The following is a 17626-nucleotide window of genomic DNA, read 5'->3' on the forward strand; positions in this document are numbered from 1 at the left end:
ATGGGTACCCAGCCTCCCATGATTGCGCTTTTGTCCCCTGCCAAGACGCTCGACTTCGAGCGTGAACTCCCGCCGCTCGACCTGACCACCCCGCACTTTGCCGAGGAGGCAATGGGGCTGGCGAAATCGGCCTCGAACCTCAGCCAGAAGAAGCTGTCCGAGCTGATGCACATCTCGCCCAAGCTGGCGAAGCTCAACGCGGATCGTTTCCGTGATTTTCCCGAGCTTCCCGAGCGGCAGGCGCTGTTCGCCTTTGCGGGTGACGTCTATGCAGGCTTCGACGCCTTCTCGCTGCACGAGGAGGGCATTGCCTTTGCGCAGAACCACATCCGTCTGCTTTCCGGTCTTTACGGCCTGCTGCGCCCGCTCGATGCGATGCGGCCCTATCGCCTCGAAATGGGCACGCGCTGGGCCCCGCGCAAGAAGGCGCTGACCGACTGGTGGGATGACCGTATCGCCGCCTTCCTGCGCGCCGAAGTTGCCGAGGAAGGCTCGGGCGCGATCCTCAATCTGGCGAGCCAGGAGTACTTCGCCTCGGTCAAGGGGCGCCTGGAAGGCCTGCGCGTCGTGGATGTCGACTTCCGCGAACCGGGTCCCAACGGCCCGCGTTTCATCAGCTTCAACGCCAAGCGCGCGCGCGGCATGATGGCGCGCTGGATGTGCGAGCACCACATCACCCAAATCGAGGACATGAAGGGCTTCGACGCCGAAGGCTATCGCTTCGTGCCCGAACAGAGCGAAGAGAACCGCTGGATGTTCTCGCGGGCATGAGTTCGAGCGCGGTCGTCATCGGCGCCTCGGGCGGGATCGGCGCGGCCTTCGAGGCGGCGCTGATCGAAGAGGGCGCCTTCGAGGTCGTCCACGGGTTCGCTCGTTCGCGCAGCGGGGACGCGCATATCGACCTTACCGACGAGACCAGCATCGAGGCCGCCGCGGCGCACGTGGCCAAGGGCCCCCCGCCATCGCTGGTGATCGTGGCGACGGGGCTTCTCCATGAAGGCGAGAAGGGTCCTGAAAAGGCGCTGCGCGACCTCGATCCTGAGTGGCTGGCGAAGACCTATGCGGTCAACGCGATCGGTCCGGTGCTGGTCGCCAAGCACTTCCTGCCGCTCATCCCCAAGGGCCAGCGCGCGGTCTTCGCCGCGCTTTCGGCGCGGGTCGCCTCGATCAGCGACAATGGCCTTGGCGGTTGGCACGGCTACCGTGCGTCCAAGGCCGCGCTCAACATGATGGTGCGCAATCTCGCCATCGAGGAAGCGCGGCGCAAGTCGCGCACGGTTGTCGTCGCGCTGCATCCGGGCACGGTTGATACGCCGCTCTCCAAGCCGTTTCAGGGCAATGTGCCCGAAGGCCGCCTGTTCGATCCTGAACGCGCCGCGCTGCAGCTTCTCGACGTGATCGAGGACCTGAAGGTCCCCGACAGCGGCAAGCTGTTCGACTACGAGGGGCGCGAGATCGCGTTCTAGGACAGCGCCGGAGCGGTCTCGAGCGCCGCGACGAGCGCGGCGTGCAGAGCCTCGGCTGGCGCGCCCTGGTCATGCCTTTCACGTCCCTCCAGAGCGCACGCGGCGAAGCCGGTCACCTGCGCAACGGCAAAGCTGATGCCGTAGAGGTTACGCCGGGGCGCGACCCCCGGGATCGCGCGCGGATAGCCCGAGGCGCACAGGGCGGTGGGGATGGTGCCGGGCACATAGTAGCGTTCGCGCGGGCAGTCCCAGTCGAGCGTGACGCCCAGCACGCAAGGCAGGCTTCCGGGCAGACACGCGGTTCCGTCCACATCGTGCGCGGCGATTACCGCGATCCCCTTTGCCGCGGCCTCTGCAACCGCCTCGGCGAAGACCGCGGTGTGGGCCGTGTTGGTCGTGCCGAGGCTGAGGTTGATGACATCGACGTCCTGCGCCGTGGCCCAGCGGATCGCGGCAAGGAGCGCGCGGGCGTTGGTGGCGAGGCTCTCGGCAAAGACACGTACGGGGATGCAGGTGGCACCGGGGGCCTTCTCGAGGATCGCGGCCGTGACCGCCGTACCATGGCCAAGCCGGTCGAGCGTCTCGTCCGGTCCTTCATGGCACAGGCCTTCGCGGTCGATGCGAACGCCCGGCGCGATGCGGGCCGCATCGATGTGGTCATGCTCCGGGTGGACGCCGCTGTCGATCACCGCGACGCGCACGCCCGTTCCGTCGCGTCCGGGAAAGAGCGGGGGGACGGGCCTATCGGGACCCATCAGGCGTCGACCAGCGGCGCGAGGGTCTCGGGTGTGCGAACGTGCGCACGGCCTTCCTCGATGGTGATGATGTGGTCGGCCACTTCGGCGAGCGCGGGGCGGTGGGTGATGGCGATGATCGTTGCCTCGGGGAGGACCTGGCGCAAGGTCTGCGCGATGTGGCGCTCGGTCTCGGGATCGAGCGCGGAAGTGGGTTCATCGAGGATCAGGACCTCGGGGCGGCGCAGCAGCACGCGGGCAAGCGCGATGCGCTGGCGTTCGCCAGCAGAAAGGGCAAGGCCGCGCTCACCCGCAGGCGTCGCCAGCCCTTGCGGCAGGCGTTCGAGCAGGGGATCGAGGCCAGCCTGGTGCGCGGCGGCGCGGATCGCCTCTTCGCTTGCTTCAGGGCGCGCAAAGGCGATGTTGGCGCCAATGGTGTCGTTGAAGAGATAGGGCGTCTGGTCGAGCAAGATCACCTTCTCGCGCAAGGACCCCAGCGTAAAGGCAGACAGCGGTGCCTGGTCGAACAGGATGCGCCCCGCGTCGGGATCGAGGTAGCGCACAAGAAGATCGGCAAGTGTCGACTTGCCCACGCCGCTCGGCCCCAGGACCGCGCAGAAGCTGCCGCGCGGGATTTCCAGCGTGAAGTCCTTGAGGACCGCCCGGCCGTCATGGGCAAGGGCGACATCCTCGAAACGGATCGCCTCGGCAAGGCCGGGGAAGGCCCGGGCGTTGGCGCTTTCGTGGACTTCGGCTGGCGTGTCGAACAGCCCGAAGATGCGGGCAAGTGACACGCGCGCCGAACTCAGCCCGGAGACGAGGCCCATCAGGACCTGGATGGGGGAAAACAGGCGCGACTGGTAGGCCATGAAGGCGACCAGCGTGCCGATCGACATGGTCCCCTCGATGATCTGGTAGCCGCCGTAGAGGATCACCCCCGAGGTGGTGACGGCCAGCAGCGTGCCGGGCACGGCTCCGGCCATGAACGAGGCGACCTGCATGCGCAGCATGGCTTCGACGAAGGCGGAGTTGCGGGTGCGAAAGCGCTCGGTCTCGTGCGCGGCGGCGTTGAGCGAGGAGACGACGCGCATGCCCATGATCGTGTCGACGAGCAGACTGCCCAGGTCTGCACCGCGCTCTCGCATGGTGCGGGTGAGGCGGTCGAGCTTCCTCTGGAAGACCACGAAGAGACCGACGCACGCGGGCAGCAGGACAATGGCAAGCAGGAACAGCTTCCAGTCGAGCCACAGCATGATCGCGACCCCGCCTGCCAGCATGAGCAGGTTGCTGAGGACCGAGAGCATGGTGTCGGCGGTGACGCGCTGGATGTCGCTCACATCGCTGTTGATGCGCGACATGAGATCGCCCAGCCGAAAGCGGCTGTAGAAGCGCGGCGAAAGCGTCTGGAGATGGCGCAGCAGCGCCACGCGGATATCGAAGAGCATGTCCGCCGAGGTCGAGATGTAGCGGTAGCTCGCCAGGATATTGAGCGCGTAGTTGCCGATGGTCACGCCGACCATGGCGAGCCCGATGGCGACGAGCGCGCCCATGTCGCGCGGGAGCAGCGCGTTGTCGATCAGCATCTTGGAGAGATAGGGCTGGGCAAGGCCGAGCGCGGTCGAGACCAGGCTGACGAGGAGAACCAGCGTCAGGCGCCCGAGATAGGGGCGCAGGTAGGGCAGGAGGCGCGCGTAGCTGCCCCAATCGGCAATCCGGTCCGGCTCGCGCGCAGGTCCGGGCGGGTCGATGGGGCGCTGGGGCATGGGGGCGGTATCGAGAGGCGGGCGGCTCATTGCGGGCTCCCGAGCGGTGTCAGGGTCAATCCGTCGAGACGGTAGCGCGGTTCGGGGAAGGCCGCCAGTTGCGCGCTGCACCAGTCGAAGCCCTCGCGTGTCGCGTCCAGTTGCGCGCGCCACCAGGGGCTGTCCGCGCCGGTCGCGTAGAACTGCCCGCATTGGCGCAAGTGACGGCGCATGCCCGCGAGCAGCATCGAATGGTAGTGGTCGAGATAGGGGCGCACGGCCTCTTCGCTGCCGTCGGTCCCCGCAATGGCGTGGAGCGTGGCGGCGGCAAGGCTTGCCTCGCGCGCGGCCTGCGCGGTGCCGTCGCCGCACAGCGGATCGAAGGCGAGCGCGTCGGTCCCGCAGGCGAGCCAGTCGGAGCCGGAAAGGCGGGTCAGCATGCGCGGGGCTGTCTCGAAGCGGACGGAAGGCACTGCTTCGCCGCGTTCGATGCGCGGGGCGATGTGGCGGCTGAGCGCGAGCAAATCGGGGATTTCGGCACCGACGCCCAGCAGCCAGGCTGCCTTGGGGCCCGAGGGGATCATGAAGAGCCAGCCCTGCGCCACGGCTTCTACCCAGCAGGCGTCCTCGTCTTCGGCGTGGAGGAGGGTAACGGCCTGGGCGTTGGCGGGGCGGGCGCCGAAGCGGCGCATGTCCTCAACCGGGAAGGAAGCTTCGGTGTGGATGCCGAAAGAGCGGGGAAGTACAGCCTCGCCGGTCCGGGAGGTGCGCACGTGCTCCATCGCGGCATGCAGGTCACCGCCCGACAGGACGACGGCATCGTGGGGAAGAACGGTCGGCTCGGAGCCGCCCCAGGCGACGATGCGGCGCCGGACGTGACGGGCATTCGCCAGGAGATCGGGGGCTTTCAAGCAGTCGCGCAGGAGCTTGACCGCCACGGCGCCCAGCAGGATCGCAGGCGCCGAGGAAGGACGCGTAGGCGGATGTAGCGCCGCAAGTCCCGCCTGGCGCAGAAGCCCTGCGCAGCAGTGCGCCGCTACGCCTCCCCCGCGGATCAAGATTGGAGCGATCTTCGGGGAAGGCGCCGTCTCTGCCTGAAGAGACGTGTCGCGGCGACCCGCGGCATTGCGGCGCATGGTTTGGGTCACGGCAGGTGCAGGAGGCCCGCCATGGTGATGTCGTTGCGCACCTCCCAGTCGGTTTCGAGCTTGAGTGTGGCGGCATCGTAGACGGCGATGTCGTAGCCTGCGCCGTAGATGTAGAGCTTCTTTCCGTCGGCCGACATGGCGAAGTAGAACCGGCGGCGGCATTCGAATTCGGCCTTGCCGACCGCGGTGTTGGTTTCGAGGTCGAAGTGCCAGAACTCGCAGCGCTGGTCGCCCAGGTCATCCATGACCGCGACGGTGTAGCCGTCCTTGCCATCGGGGGTGACCTGCAGGCCTTCGAGGCGGTCGGGCGCGGGGCCGATGGGATCGAAGGTGAAGCTGCGCTGCGCCAGGTCGAAGCGGGCGATGCCGAAGACCTTGTTGTGGATGTAGGGATCCTCGCCGTTGAAGAGCGAGACATAACTGCCCGGATCCTGGCGCGAATTGAGCGTGCCGCCAAAGCTCACGTCCTGAAGCGCAGAGGATTGCGGCTTGGCCAGGTCGATGCGGTCGAGCACCGAAAAGTCCTTGGTGTCGAGTACGCGGACCTTGTCGCCAAAGACGTAGAGCGTCTTGCCGTCGGGCGAGATCGCCATGCTGGCCGCCCAGCCCGGACCGTTGTCTTCCTCGGCAAAGTCGACTGCGCGCACGACATCGCCGCTCTTCAGGTCGATGGTGTAGTACTGGAACTTGCTGACCCGGAAGAGGTCCACTTCCTTGTCGAAGCGCTGGCCGATGGCGTAGAAATAGCGCCCGGTGGGATCGGGCACACCACCCTTCAGGCGGTAGCGCGTGCTCGGCGTGTTGAGCTCGAAATGGTTGAGGACCTTGCGGGTCTTCGTGTCGATCACCTCGATTCCCGTGCGGGTGAGGGTGGTGACGTAGAGCTTGGAGCGGTCCTGCGAAAGCTGGAGGTTGTCGGGCAGGCCCGTCTCGAGCGTGACGAGGTCGGTCACCTGGCCGCTGGTGTCGTCGATGAACTGCACCTGGTCGGGATAGCCGCCGATGACGATGGTGTCGGCGGCGGCGGGCTGGGCGAAGGCCAGCGCGGCACCAAGGGCGGCGCTGGCGCTGCCGGCAAAGGCATGACGAAGCGATTTCATGAAGGCTGCCTCTTTCTCGAGGGGCGTGAGCGCAGGGCGGACAGGGTGGACCGGGCAAGGTCCGCACGGGTCCCCTTCGTGCACGCGCAGCGAAGGGGATGGGTCCGCATCACGGGAAGACCAGGTCGAGATTGCGCCAGTCCTTCGCCGCCGAGGCGCAGTTGCTGGCCCAGTCGGGCGAATAGTTGACGTGGTCGGGCACCTGCACGGGCCAGAAGCAGCTGACGTAGCAGTCGTAGATGTCGCGCTCGACCGGTTGGCACAGGCCTGCCGTGCCGCCGCCCGCATCGACTTCCCAGCCGGGTGAGAACGCCAGCGTGCAGCCCATCGGCACATGGGGCTGATGGGTCTTCTGCTGGAGCGCGACGACGTCGTCCTCGCCCAGCGGGTCGGAGGCGGCATCCAGGGTGGTTTCGGGGGCAGGAGAGGCCAGATCGTCGATCCTCTGGGCCTTCCGGTTGATCGGCTTCAGGTGCTTCATGCGTTGGCCTTCCGCGTTGCGAAACGTTCGAGAAATCCGGGGTTCTGCGCTGCGACCGCGCCGTAGACACGCAGGCACGTGTCGGTCCATTCGCGGATCCAGTCGCAGTAGTGCAGATTGGCGTGGCCGGTGTCGCCGTAGCGCACGAAGGCCTCGTGATGGCAGCCGCCTGCGCACAGGGGCCGTGCCCAGCAGCTCTGGCATTCGTACTTGGCGCTGACGTGCCCGCGCGAAAGGAAGTCCTCGCGCTTGTCCGCATCGATGCCGCTTTCGATGTTCCCCAGCGTGTGGGTGTCGGCGTCGGTGAAGCGGTGGCAGGGCGACAGGTCGCCCGAGGGGCTGACACCCAGCAGGCCAAGTCCCGCGCCGCACGGGTGCGACTTGTTCACGCCCTGCATCAGTTCGGCGATGGTCTCCGAGACGTTGGAGAAGCCGTGCATGCGGTTCTCCAGCGCATAGTCCAGCCATTCGTCGGCCAGCGCATGGAAGTCGGCCAGAACCTTGCTCATGCCATCGCCGTTGATCGCATAGTCCTGCTCGCCCGAATTGGTGACAGGGGCAAAGCCGACTTCGTGAAAGCCCAGTTCGTCCTTGAGGTGGCGGTAGATGCGAAGGACGTCGGTGACGCCTTCGCTCAGCGTCACGCGCGCGGTGATGGCGCGGGTACGGTGGCGGGCGATGAGCATTTTCAGGCGCGGTTCGATGACCTCGTAGGAGCCCTTGCCGCTGCGGTAGATGCGGCGATGGTCCTGGAGGTCCGCCGGACCGTCGATGCTGACGGTGACGCCCACGTCGTTGTCGGCGAGGAACTCGATGATCGGGTCCGAAAGCAGCGTCGCATTGGTGGTGAGGCTGTAGGTGATCGCGCGGTTCTGCGCGGCCGCGGCGTCATTGGCGTAGAGGACGACTTCGCGCAGCAGCTTGAAGTTCATCAGCGTCTCGCCGCCGAAGAAGGTGACGTGGACCGTCTCGCGGCTGCCCGACTGGGAGAGCAGGAAGTCGATCGAGGACTTCGCCGTCTCCAGCGTCATGAACTTGGGCTTGCCCTGGGGCGTCGCGATCTTGTCCGCACCGAACTCGTAGCAGTAGGTGCAGGCAAGGTTGCACTGGTTGGTGATGTTGAGCACCAGCGCCTGGAGCGGGAAGTCGGCGGGCGGGGCGGTCGGCTGCGGATCGAGCGCGGGCGCGATCCGGTCCGAGACGATGCCGCGCACGAACAGCAGTTCGCGGATCAGCTCTTCGGCATCGCCGTGCGCATAGCCATGGGTGACGAGCGCGGAGACGATTTCGCCGTGCGCCATCTCGCCTTCACGCAGCTCGTCGAGCACCGCGCGGGCGCCGTCGTCGAGCGCGAAGATCGCGCCTGCACCGACGAGGTAGACGTAAGGCTGGTCGGCCGCTTCGAACTCGTGCAGTTCGCCGAGGCGATAGCGCGCGGTGCGAAAGTCGGCGGCAGGGGTGGTCATCGTGTTCATTCGGACACCTCCGGCTGGTCCCAGCGCTTGTAGGTGGGAACGGTGGTGACGAGGTAGGAACGGCCAACCAGCGGCTTGCCGTCCTTGCCCGCGAAGTTCTTCGCGGTCGCGACGACCCAGACCTCGCCGTAGTTGTTGCGCCCGAAGCGGCGCTCGGGGTTGGGGCCTTCGACGTTGGGCGTGAAGAGACCCGAAGCCGCGTCGAGCGCGCCCACGAACTTCGTATCGTTGTCGTAGGTCGTGGTGATGAACTCGCCCAGCGACCAGGTCGCCTCGATGGGCATGATCGCGAAGTCGTCCTTCGTGCCTTCCTTCCCGTCGGGGCCATTGGAATAGCCCCAGGCGGCGAACTGCTCGAAGCCCTTGGCGTACTTGATGCCGCCCAGGTGCGCGAGTGCGGTGTCGGGGGTGACCTTCACGTAGTCGACACTGGCATAGACCGGCAGGGCCCTTTGCAGCACCGCGCTGCCGACCGTGACGTCGCGCGGACCGGGGACGGCATTTGCGGCGATGTCGAGCGTGACGACCGCTTCGCCCGGTGTGACCGAGACGAGCTTCGCCACCTTGGTGCCGCTGCCGAAGTCGATGTCACCTGCCGCGAGATCTGCGGGAAGGTTCGCGCCATAGATGTGGACTTCGGCGCCCTTGGTGCCGGTCTTGAGCGCGTCGAGCGAGATCGCGGCCAGTACCGGCGCTCCGCTCTCGCGGCGCAGCGTCACGTCGTAGCCGAACTCGTGGTATTCACCCCAGTACCAGCGGCCCATCGCCATCGTCTGGTCAGGCGCAAACCACAGCGTCTCGCGCAGCTTGCTGTCGAGGTCGTCCGGTGCGGCCGAAGGCGCGGCGCCAAGTGATGAACCGCGCCACGAGAAACCGCCGTAGATGAGCGATGCCCCCTTGCGGGTGTGGACCGAACCGTCCTTGAGCGAGCGCAGCACGGTCGAGGTGATGTACTCGTCCGATCCGGGTTCGCGCGGGGCAATGGTCATTTCGCCCACAAAACGGCCGTGGCCGCGCATTTCGGCCGAGACGAGCCACTTTCCGCCCAGCTTCGGAGCGCGAATGCGCGGGCGCCAGGCGGACCATTCGGGGGTGTGCAACGGGGCGTTTTCGGAGAGCCACTTGAGCGCGGCAATCGCCTGCTTCTCGGGCTTCGCGCCGTCGCTGTCGCCCGCGCCGCCGTTCTCGTCGTAGCCGCCGCCGACCGGCGTCTCGTAGATGAATTCCGCGGTCGAGTAGAGCGCACGGTGCATGTTTTCCAGCAGGCCCCATTCGCGCTTGGAGCGGCGCGAGGACATCGGCTGGGCAAAGGCATGGCAGCTTGCGCAGGTCTGGCGCAGCGTGTCGTTGGGGACGATGGTCTCGTCCTGGATGCGCTTTTCGGCGAGATACATCACCGGCTTGGCTTCCTCGGGGGCAAGGCCATGGTAGGTCGAGAGGTACTTCACCACCTCGCGCGCTTCGCCCGGTTCGATCTCGAGGCCGTTCAGCTTGACCATGCGCTTGATGGTCTGCGCCCAGCCTTCGGGCGTCGCGCGGATCCAGGAGATGCGCGAAAGATTGCCGTCCGCGTCGGGCGCGTGGCAGGTGCCGCACTTCTGCATGGTGAGGCTGTCGGTGACCGGAATGCCGGCTTCGGTCTCATCCCAGCCGGCCGGGTCGCTGGTGAAATCGTCCTCACCCCCGGCCTGCGCGACGACCACGCTGGTCGAAAGGGCGCCTGCGGCCAGCAGCGCGGCGACGGGCAGGCGGTGCCAGCTGCGGGTGGACGGCCTCCTGGCGGCAAGTACGCTGTCCGCTTCAACATCGGATGTGACTTGGGGCGTGCGCGCAAGGGCGTCGCCGCGATTCTTTCGCGAAAGGCGCATTATTTGAAAATACCCCCCTGATTACACGCGCAATTCGGTGATTCCGCGCTTGGGCAGTAGAAAACTGGACAATCATCAAGAGTTGGTCAAGGCGCTTTTTCGTGTCGCCGCATTTTTGTGTCGGCGCGGCAGTGGAAACGGGCTTCCTTGCCTTCGCAAAGGGCTGCAAAAGCGCCAGATCTTGCGCAATGCCCGCTGCTTTCAAGCTATCACGCAGGTGCAGCATCGGTGGGCTCAGGCGGCTTGCCGTTCCTCGTAATAGAGTTCCGCCGGGACGGTGTGCGGAGCGGGGCGGCGCTGCCAGGCGATGAAGGCGCTGCAGGCCAGGATCGTCGCGAGCGCGGCAGCCTCGAGCGGGCCGTTGCGGCTGTCGCCCATCGCGGCCAGCGATCCGAGCGCGGGGCCTGCGATCATGCCCAGGGTCTGCATCGAGGAGACGAAGCGCAGCGCGCGGGTGGAGGTGCACGAAGCCGCGGCAAGCCCGGAGCAGCGAATGACGCTGGCCGTCGCACCGATGTTGAACAAGACGATGGCTGCAATGAACAGCTCCGGCTGGCCCGGGCGCGCGCCAGCATGGGGGCAAGCAGCGCTGCCCCGCACAGGAGCGCGGTCAGCGCCGGAGGGACCACGATCCGCTCGCGAAGGACGGCAAGGGCGGTCGCGGCGCCGGCGAGTGAGCCCAGGCTGACCGCGGTGCCAAGCGTCTCGTTGCCAAGTCCGGCCCCGAGCGCGAGCGCGCCGGTCAGCGACCACACGATCATGTTGGCGCAGACGAAGGCAAAGATGGCACCCGCGATCAGCAGCGTACGGGACGTGATCGCGCGCGTGGTCGCGCTGGCGTGCCTGGCCTCACGGCGGGGGGCGATGTCCCATTCGGCGCGCTGGCCCAGCGCATCGCGGCAGGTGCCAAGGATCAGCAGAATGCCGAAGGGGGCGAGGGCTAGCAGTTCGAGAGCCGCGGACGCGCCGCGCTGATTGGCAAGGCTGGGCAGACCTGCGGCCACCACCATCGAGAGCAGCAGTTGGACAAGCAGCGCGGCGGCAAAGGCGCCGGTCGGGCGGTGGCGTGCGGCGTGGGCCATGGCCTGCGTGTAGATGAGACCCATGGCCGCGCCGTGGGCGGCGCGCAGGGCCAGGAGCGCCGGGAAGTCGGCAATCGCGCCGGTTGCCAGGGCGGCGGCCATGGCGGCCAGCGCGGCGGCGGCAAAACTCCACGAGGGCAGGCGTGCGCCCGCAAGGAGGCTCAGCAGTGAGCCGAGGGCGAGGCCCGCCTGGGCGGCGGCCACGACCCAGCCATGAAGGTTCGGCGAGAGAGCATGGGCTTCGCTCAGCAGGGCGAGGAAGACCGGGTCGATGCCCGGTTGCAGGATCGCGAGCGCGGCGACGCCGATGGCCGGTGCAATGGCGCGAAATCCGGAACCGAAAACCTGCACGAGCCCCCCTGATGTGCACGAGTGCATGCACGCCCCCACGTGCACGTCCCATCAGGTCATCGCTCTTCCCGTCCGGCGAATTCGCGAAGTCCTCTTCGTCAGAAATCGATCGCCTTGGTCATCTCGGCAATGTCACCGGGTTTCAGCGTCTTTGCAAGATGAATAAAGGTCTCGACGCTGAGCGCCATTATTTGGGGCATTTGGGCGCGCCAGGGCTTCTCGTAGCCGAGGAACGGCGTGGTGCCTTCCATCGATGCGCTGATGAAGAGGGCGAGAGTGCGCACGTCTTCGTCGTCGAGCGCGGGGTTGAGCACGCGGATCTGCTCGCCGATCTGGACGTGGACGTCGCTATAGAAGGCCTCGATGCGCTCGGCGATGAACGCGCTCTGGTTGGCGAGCGACCACAGTTCGGTGAAGAGGCGGGTGGTGCGCTTGGAGCAGATGTCCTCCAGGCACATCAGGATCACGCGGCGCAGGCGCTCCTCGGCCGAGATGTCGGCAAGGCGCACATCGTCGTCGAGCTTGGTCTGGTAGCTCTCCATCATGTCGTCGAGCATGACCTTCACCAGCAATTCCTTGCGGGGGAAGTGGTAGCTGACGTTGCCGACCTTGAGGCCACACTCTGCGCCGATCCGGCGGATCGAGAAGGCGGTTGCGCCCTCATCGATGATGACGCGCAGCGCGGCCTTGATGATGGTGTCGACCGTGTCCGCACCGCGCGCGTAGACGCCGGGGCGCTGGTGCTCGGTGGCCGTGTCCTTGGGATTCTCGTTGGTTGCCACTTTGCGGGGCATGGCGATTCTCCCTTGTGTTATGTCGCCTGTCGATCCTCGTCCCTCAGCCTTGCGTCTCTGCGAGGACGCGAAACGGGGCCGGAGGGGCGCCCTAGGCCCCTTTGCTGCGCACGTAAATACAGTGTCTTGCCCGTCTCGCGGGTGAGAGCGCTCTCAGCGTGCGGGGGGCTGGGGGTAGATCGCCTCGATCGGGCCGAGCGCCTCTGCGAGGGGGCCGAGCCAGGGCGCGTAGTGGGTCCAGGCATCGAGGCCTGTGGTGAAGATGGGTTGGCGCACCTGCTCGGAACTGGCCGTACGCACCGCGCGCGCGTTGGTGTGGAATTGGAGGCAGGCCTCCTCGAAGGGAAGATCGAGATAGGCAAGGAGGCGGCGTATCTCGGCCTCGGTGGAGTGCACCATATCCTCGTAGATCACGCGGTGAACGGCGCCTGGCGCGGCGGCATCGTAGGCGGCCATCAGCCCCACGTAGTCGCGGTAGTAGCGCGCGATCTCGGCGAGGTCATAGGTGAAGGTCTGGCCGCGCGCGAAGTGCTGTTTCCAGCCCGAGAAGCAGCACGACATCGGGTGACGGCGCGCATCCACGATCTTCGCGTTCGGCAGGATCGTGCGGATAAGGCCCACGTGCTGCCAGTTGTTGGGCATCTTGTCGATGAACAGCGGCGCATCGCTCTTGCGGTGGACGCGCGTGCCCTCAAGGTATTCTTCGCCCAGGCGCACCCGGTCACGCGGCGTCAGGCTTGCGATCATGGTCTTGAAATCGGGAAACTCACCCTCGTCGACACGCGCCTGCAGGCGGCTGGCGATGATCATCATGTCGGGCAGTTCGAGCGTGCCTTCGACCTGGCTGTGGCTGGAGAGAATCTGCTCGACCAGCGTCGAGCCTGAGCGTGGTAGTCCCACCACGAAGATCGGGTCGGGCGCCGGGCATCCGCCATCGCCCTGCGTGGAGAGAAAGGGGGCGGTAAAGGTCTGCGCCGTGGCGGCCACTTCGGCGGAAAAGCCTTCCGGATCGTGGGGCACGCGGGCGCGGCGCAGTCGGTTGCCTTGGTCGTAGTGGCGAAACGAGGCGGCGTAGTCCTTTGCATCTTCCAGCGCCTTGCCGAGTGCGAAGTGCAGGTGGAAGCGGTCCTCGGCGTGTTCGTCGCTGTCCTCGGGCAAGGTCGCAAGAGCGGCCTCCATCGCGGCGATGTCCTCGGCCCCGAGCCGTGCGGTCTTGAGGTTGGCGAGGCTCCACCAGGCCTCACCCATCGAGGGCTGGCGGGCAACGGCCTCGCGGTAGGCGGCGATGGCCTCGGCCTGTTCGCCCAGGGTCTTGAGGACATGGCCCAGATTCTGCCAGAGCTGGGGCTGGTCGGCCTTGAGATCGAGCAGGCCGCGGTAAAGATCGCGGGCGCGCTCGTGTTCGCCCAGACGGACGAGGACCGAGGCGAGGAGCAGGCGGTGCGCCGGGTTCTCGAGCGGCGATTCGACCAGGATCTCGGCCTCGCGGCGCGCTTCGTCCAGGCGGTTGGTCTGGAGCAGGAGGCGAATGCGAAAGTCGCGGGCAAGGTCGAAGCCCGGCGCGCGTTCGAGCGCGCGGCCGCAGTAGTCGAGCGCCTTGCTCATGTCGCCCTTGCGCCAGTGCAGTTCCCCCAGAAGCCGCAGCGAGGGGGCATCCTCGCCGCCCCGCGCCGCACGGGCTTCCAGTAGGGCAATGCCCTCATCCAGCCGTCCCTCGTTCATGGCAAGCGCGGCGTCGACCAGTTCGGGATCGCCCGCCGAGGCGTGAACGCCCGAGATGTCCGCGCGCCAGGCGTCCTCGGCTCGTCCGGCCTTGCGCAGTTCGCTGGCGAGGAGGAACCAGCCGTGGCTGATGCCGGGCTGCAGTGCGGTCAGGCGTTCGAGCGCGGATATGGCCGCTGTGCTGGCGTTGGCGGCGAGCGCGGTCTGGGCGAGTTCCCAGAGCACGGCAGGTACCCTGGTGTCGCGGCGAGCGAGTGTTTCGAGCCGGGACAACGCCTCTTGCGTGCGGCCAAGCTGGCGCAGCGCCTGGCAGGCAAGCAGTTCGGCAGGGCCCAGGCCGGGCGCGGTCTGCAGGAGGTTCTCGGCCTCGGCCAGAGCGCGGGCGGGCGCGCTGCCGACGAGCGCGGCGATACGGGGCAGGGCGCTTGCGGGCGAAACGGGACGGGTGGCCTCAGTCGTCGATCCGGTCATGGTCTGGCGGTCTATGTCCTTTCTGCGAGAGGCGGGGCCGAGTGCCAAAGGCGTCGCGGCGCGGGTGAAGTTGCGCGGCTGCGAACATTTTCAAGTGTGCACATGCACATCTTCAGGATCATCATTTCCCCGGCTTGGGCAAGCACGAAATAAAGCTCCAAAATTCGTGCCGATAGGCGCTTGACAGGATCGGGTCGTGTCGGTTTACTCAATCTAGGACAGGCGTTCAAGTTTGTGCAAGAGCGAACGCGTCCGGACGGATTTTTCAATACGAGTTCTTTGCAGGTGCAAGTTGGGCCTGCGAACCCGAGGGCAACTTCGGGGCAGGAGGTGTGCGTCTGCAAGGGCCGGAAAAAGGTCGCGGGCGCACTATTCGTAAAAATGGGGGGACCCGCGCCAAGCGGGCAGTCTTCTTGGGGGAGGAGACGCACGAATTTCAGGGAAATAGGGGGACTCCAACAGTATGAGTATTCGTACCCGTGTGCGCCGGTGGAACGCCGTGTGCCTTCTTTCCACGACCGCGATCGTCGCGCCGCTGGCGGGAGCCGGAACGGCCTACGCCGAGGACGACGTGCCGGCGGCTGCCGCCGAAGCACCTGAGGCCGCGCCCCAGGCACAGTCCTCGCTCGGCGACATCGTCGTGACCGCGACGCGCACCTCGGAGAGCGTCCAGAAGGTGCCGATCTCGATTCAGGCGCTGGGCGAGGCAAAGCTGGAGGCGCGCCAGATCAACGGCCTTTCGGACTTTGCCAACCTGCTCCCCTCGGTCACCATCGCCGGGCTCGGGCCGGGCCGACAGACCCCGTATTTCCGCGGCATCGTGCCCGCTGGCGGCGCCTACGCCTCGGTCGGGTACTATCTCGATGACATTCCCATCGCGGGCACCGACCTTCCCGACATCCACGTCTACGACATCGAGCGCATCGAGGCGCTCTCGGGGCCGCAGGGCACGCTCTATGGTGCGGGCTCGCTGGCGGGCACGATCCGTTTCATCTCCAAGAAGCCCGAAATCGGCGAGTTCGAGTGGGGCTACAACGCCGAACTCAACAAGTACGGCGCGGGTGACTTTGGCCAGCAGATCGAGGGCTACGTCAACATTCCGGTGAGCGACACGCTCGCCGTGCGCGCGATGGGCTACTATCGCCACGATGGCGGCTTCATCGACAATGTCGCCAACAACGGCCTCAACAACGTGGGCGATTCGCTTGCGCTGGAACTGGGCGATCTCAATCCCGCTACAAGCTATACGCTCGACAACGGCGACATTGCGAAGAACGACTATAACCCGATCTACGAAGTGGGCGGGCGCCTGCAGCTTCTCTGGGAGCCTGCACCGGGCTGGGAAATCCGCCCCGAAGTGACCGCGCAGCGCCAGATCGCCTATGGCTATTTCGGCTACGATCCGCGCGTCGGCGATCTGGAAGTCCACGATTACGATCTGACCCGTCAGAACGACAAGTGGTACCAGGCACAGCTCGCCATTCATGGCCACATCGGCGACTGGGACGTGGTTTCGGCAACGGGCTACTTCAACCGCAAGGTGAACCTGCGCAACGACTATACCTACTACACGGTCACCTACGACAGCTTCGGCCCGGGTTACGAAAGCTATCTGCAGTTCTGGGATCGGTCGAGCTGTTCGGGCTCGGGCGCGGACATGGCCTGCACCGGGCTTATCAACCCGCAGCAGTATTATAAGGGCCTGACGCGCGACAAGCAGTTCACCCAGGAACTGCGCGTGACCACCCCGTCGAGCTGGCCCTTCGATGTCACCTTCGGCGGCTTCTACCAGTCGCGCAAGGAGCAGACGAACGACCAGTACGCGACCCATGGCCTGGCCGACATGATGGGCTACACCCAGGCCGGTGGCGGCGATGTCGCAGGTGGCCTGTTGGGCGTTCCGGGCATGTATGGCATCGCCTGGGACGATGATGGCACGCCGTTCTTCGACACCAGCGACGTCATCAATCCCAACGGCGATCCTATGGGCACGATGATCCTGGGCTCGCGCGCGGTGAAGTACGATGCCTTCTACCTTTCGGAACGCAACAACGACTGGAAGGACAAGGCGATCTTCGCCGAAGGGCACTACGACATCACGCCGACCCTGAAGGTCACGGGTGGCATCCGCTTCTTCTGGACCAGCTTCAAGTCGGAAGGCTTCAGCGGCGTTGCGGCTTCGGCGGCCGGCGCGGGCTGTTCGGTGCCGTTCCCGATGGAGCGCCTCTCGTGCATCAACGCCAACGGCTCCTACAAGGAATCGGGTGAGACCCACAAGATCGCGCTCGACTGGCAGATCGATACGGACAAGATGGTCTACGCCACCTACTCCACCGGCTTCCGCCCGGGTGGCTACAACCGTGCCCTGCGCGTGAACGGGGTCGGTTTGGTGACGGTGCAGCCCTACGAATCGGAGACGCTCTCCAACTACGAGATCGGCTTCAAGACGACCTGGGGCAACATCTTCCGCTTCAACATGGCCGCCTATTACGAGACTTGGGACAACATCCAGTACAGCGTCGTCGTCTCGGGCACGCAGGGAGCCGGCATGACCGGCAATGCCGGCAAGGCCGAAGTGAAGGGCATCGAATACGACGCGGACCTGAAGCTGGGCGATGTTACGATCTCGTCCTCGGGCGCGTTCAATGACGCCAAGCTGAAGGGCAACTTCTGCAACTTCGCGCTCGATCCGGTGGCGATGTCGATTTCGCAGCTTTCGAGCTGCATCGCGGATGCCTATGTGCCCGACTCCTACCCGCCCACGCCGCAGGTCGCGGCCGCGGACGGCACCCGCCTGCCGCGCCAGCCCCGCTTCAAGGGCACGACCTCGGTGCGCTACGACACGTTCCTGGGCGGGATGGATGCCTACCTCATGGGCTCGGCCAACTACCAGACCGGCGCCACGCAGGACCTCAACGTCGCGAACAACGAACTGCTCGGCAACACGCCCGGCTTCGTCTCGTTCGACTTCTCGGCGGGCCTCAAGCGCGATGGCTGGACGCTCGACCTGTTCATCCAGAACGCCTTCGACAAGCGTGGGCAGCTGACCAGGAACACCTTCTGTTCGATCACCTTCTGCTCGGGCTCCTCGCGTACCTTCGCGATCAAGCCGCAGTTCTTCGGCCTGCGCTGGGGGCAGACGTTCTGAATCACCCGTCTCTGACGACCTGAACGGCTCCCTCCTGTGGTCTC

The 17626-nt window shown here is 66.2% G+C and carries 14 protein-coding genes; 3 read left to right on the forward strand and 11 right to left on the reverse strand.

All coding sequences use genetic code 11. The features are described from left to right. The first annotated feature begins 18 nt into the window (after positions 1–18). Together yaaA and MBENS4_RS15375 are read left to right on the forward strand one after the other, a co-directional pair. Positions 19–771, forward strand: a complete 753-nt coding sequence (gene yaaA, locus MBENS4_RS15370; RefSeq protein WP_039395065.1) for a peroxide stress protein YaaA — start codon at positions 19–21, stop codon at positions 769–771. After that, positions 768–1466, forward strand: a complete 699-nt coding sequence (locus tag MBENS4_RS15375; RefSeq protein WP_039392723.1) for an SDR family NAD(P)-dependent oxidoreductase — start codon at positions 768–770, stop codon at positions 1464–1466. The genes yaaA and MBENS4_RS15375 overlap by 4 nt, the downstream gene beginning before the upstream one ends. Here MBENS4_RS15375 and qhpE read toward each other — a convergent pair. The 11 genes from qhpE to MBENS4_RS15425 all read right to left on the reverse strand — a co-directional run bounded on the left by qhpE (position 1463) and on the right by MBENS4_RS15425 (position 14434). Next, entirely contained in the window at positions 1463–2221 is a 759-nt protein-coding gene (gene qhpE, locus MBENS4_RS15380; protein WP_052322439.1) for a subtilisin-like serine protease QhpE, read from the reverse strand. The genes MBENS4_RS15375 and qhpE overlap by 4 nt on opposite strands. After that, the gene (locus tag MBENS4_RS15385; RefSeq protein ID WP_340140841.1) at positions 2221–3993 is read right to left on the reverse strand and encodes an ABC transporter ATP-binding protein; all 1773 of its coding nucleotides are present in this window, start codon (positions 3991–3993) and stop codon (positions 2221–2223) included. The genes qhpE and MBENS4_RS15385 overlap by 1 nt, the downstream gene beginning before the upstream one ends. Then, positions 3990–5000, reverse strand: coding sequence for a hypothetical protein (locus tag MBENS4_RS15390; protein WP_052322441.1), 1011 nt, complete (start codon positions 4998–5000; stop codon positions 3990–3992). Before MBENS4_RS15390 ends, MBENS4_RS15385 begins: the two co-directional genes overlap by 4 nt. A gap of 86 nt (positions 5001–5086) precedes the next feature. Then, on the reverse strand, positions 5087–6190 hold the full coding sequence (locus tag MBENS4_RS15395) for a YncE family protein (RefSeq protein WP_039392725.1): 1104 nt from the start codon (positions 6188–6190) through the stop codon (positions 5087–5089). A 109-nt stretch (positions 6191–6299) separates the two neighbouring features. Next, on the reverse strand, positions 6300–6671 hold the full coding sequence (gene qhpC, locus MBENS4_RS15400; protein WP_039392726.1) for a quinohemoprotein amine dehydrogenase subunit gamma: 372 nt from the start codon (positions 6669–6671) through the stop codon (positions 6300–6302). Then, the gene (gene peaB, locus MBENS4_RS15405; RefSeq protein WP_242404971.1) at positions 6668–8146 is read right to left on the reverse strand and encodes a quinohemoprotein amine dehydrogenase maturation protein; all 1479 of its coding nucleotides are present in this window, start codon (positions 8144–8146) and stop codon (positions 6668–6670) included. The genes qhpC and peaB overlap by 4 nt, the downstream gene beginning before the upstream one ends. Then, positions 8143–10014, reverse strand: a complete 1872-nt coding sequence (gene peaA, locus MBENS4_RS15410) for a quinohemoprotein amine dehydrogenase subunit alpha (protein ID WP_084592190.1) — start codon at positions 10012–10014, stop codon at positions 8143–8145. Before peaA ends, peaB begins: the two co-directional genes overlap by 4 nt. Before the next feature lie 234 nt (positions 10015–10248). After that, a complete protein-coding gene (locus MBENS4_RS25440) occupies positions 10249–10428 on the reverse strand; it encodes a hypothetical protein (protein WP_052322442.1) in 180 nt (59 codons plus the stop codon). Then, on the reverse strand, positions 10425–11447 hold the full coding sequence (locus tag MBENS4_RS25445; RefSeq protein ID WP_052322443.1) for a hypothetical protein: 1023 nt from the start codon (positions 11445–11447) through the stop codon (positions 10425–10427). Before MBENS4_RS25445 ends, MBENS4_RS25440 begins: the two co-directional genes overlap by 4 nt. 98 nt (positions 11448–11545) lie before the next feature. Beyond that, positions 11546–12241 (reverse strand): TetR/AcrR family transcriptional regulator, encoded by a 696-nt coding sequence (locus MBENS4_RS15420; protein ID WP_052322444.1) that lies wholly within the window; start codon positions 12239–12241, stop codon positions 11546–11548. 153 nt (positions 12242–12394) lie between these two features. Beyond that, entirely contained in the window at positions 12395–14434 is a 2040-nt protein-coding gene (locus tag MBENS4_RS15425; RefSeq protein ID WP_039392727.1) for a tetratricopeptide repeat-containing sulfotransferase family protein, read from the reverse strand. 463 nt (positions 14435–14897) lie between these two features. Between MBENS4_RS15425 and MBENS4_RS15430 the strand changes: the two genes are divergently transcribed. Next, positions 14898–17582 (forward strand): TonB-dependent receptor, encoded by a 2685-nt coding sequence (locus tag MBENS4_RS15430; protein WP_084592193.1) that lies wholly within the window; start codon positions 14898–14900, stop codon positions 17580–17582. Positions 17583–17626 lie beyond the last annotated feature (44 nt).

The sequence above is a fragment of the Novosphingobium sp. MBES04 genome (assembly GCF_000813185.1).
GTDB lineage: Bacteria > Pseudomonadota > Alphaproteobacteria > Sphingomonadales > Sphingomonadaceae > Novosphingobium > Novosphingobium decolorationis.

Bases quoted from the DNA above. Each gene is read 5' to 3' on its own strand.
- MBENS4_RS15385 (WP_340140841.1), bottom strand. From the start codon at position 3,993: ATGAGCCGCCCGCCTCTCGATACCGCCCCCATGCCCCAGCGCCCCATC.
- MBENS4_RS15425 (WP_039392727.1), bottom strand. From the start codon at position 14,434: ATGACCGGATCGACGACTGAGGCCACCCGTCCCGTTTCGCCCGCAAGC.
- peaB (WP_242404971.1), bottom strand. From the start codon at position 8,146: ATGAACACGATGACCACCCCTGCCGCCGACTTTCGCACCGCGCGCTAT.
- qhpC (WP_039392726.1), bottom strand. From the start codon at position 6,671: ATGAAGCACCTGAAGCCGATCAACCGGAAGGCCCAGAGGATCGACGAT.
- MBENS4_RS15375 (WP_039392723.1), top strand. From the start codon at position 768: ATGAGTTCGAGCGCGGTCGTCATCGGCGCCTCGGGCGGGATCGGCGCG.
- qhpE (WP_052322439.1), bottom strand. From the start codon at position 2,221: ATGGGTCCCGATAGGCCCGTCCCCCCGCTCTTTCCCGGACGCGACGGA.
- MBENS4_RS25440 (WP_052322442.1), bottom strand. From the start codon at position 10,428: ATGATCGCAGGCCCCGCGCTCGGATCGCTGGCCGCGATGGGCGACAGC.
- MBENS4_RS15420 (WP_052322444.1), bottom strand. From the start codon at position 12,241: ATGCCCCGCAAAGTGGCAACCAACGAGAATCCCAAGGACACGGCCACC.
- yaaA (WP_039395065.1), top strand. From the start codon at position 19: ATGATTGCGCTTTTGTCCCCTGCCAAGACGCTCGACTTCGAGCGTGAA.
- MBENS4_RS15430 (WP_084592193.1), top strand. From the start codon at position 14,898: ATGAGTATTCGTACCCGTGTGCGCCGGTGGAACGCCGTGTGCCTTCTT.
- MBENS4_RS15395 (WP_039392725.1), bottom strand. From the start codon at position 6,190: ATGAAATCGCTTCGTCATGCCTTTGCCGGCAGCGCCAGCGCCGCCCTT.
- peaA (WP_084592190.1), bottom strand. From the start codon at position 10,014: ATGCGCCTTTCGCGAAAGAATCGCGGCGACGCCCTTGCGCGCACGCCC.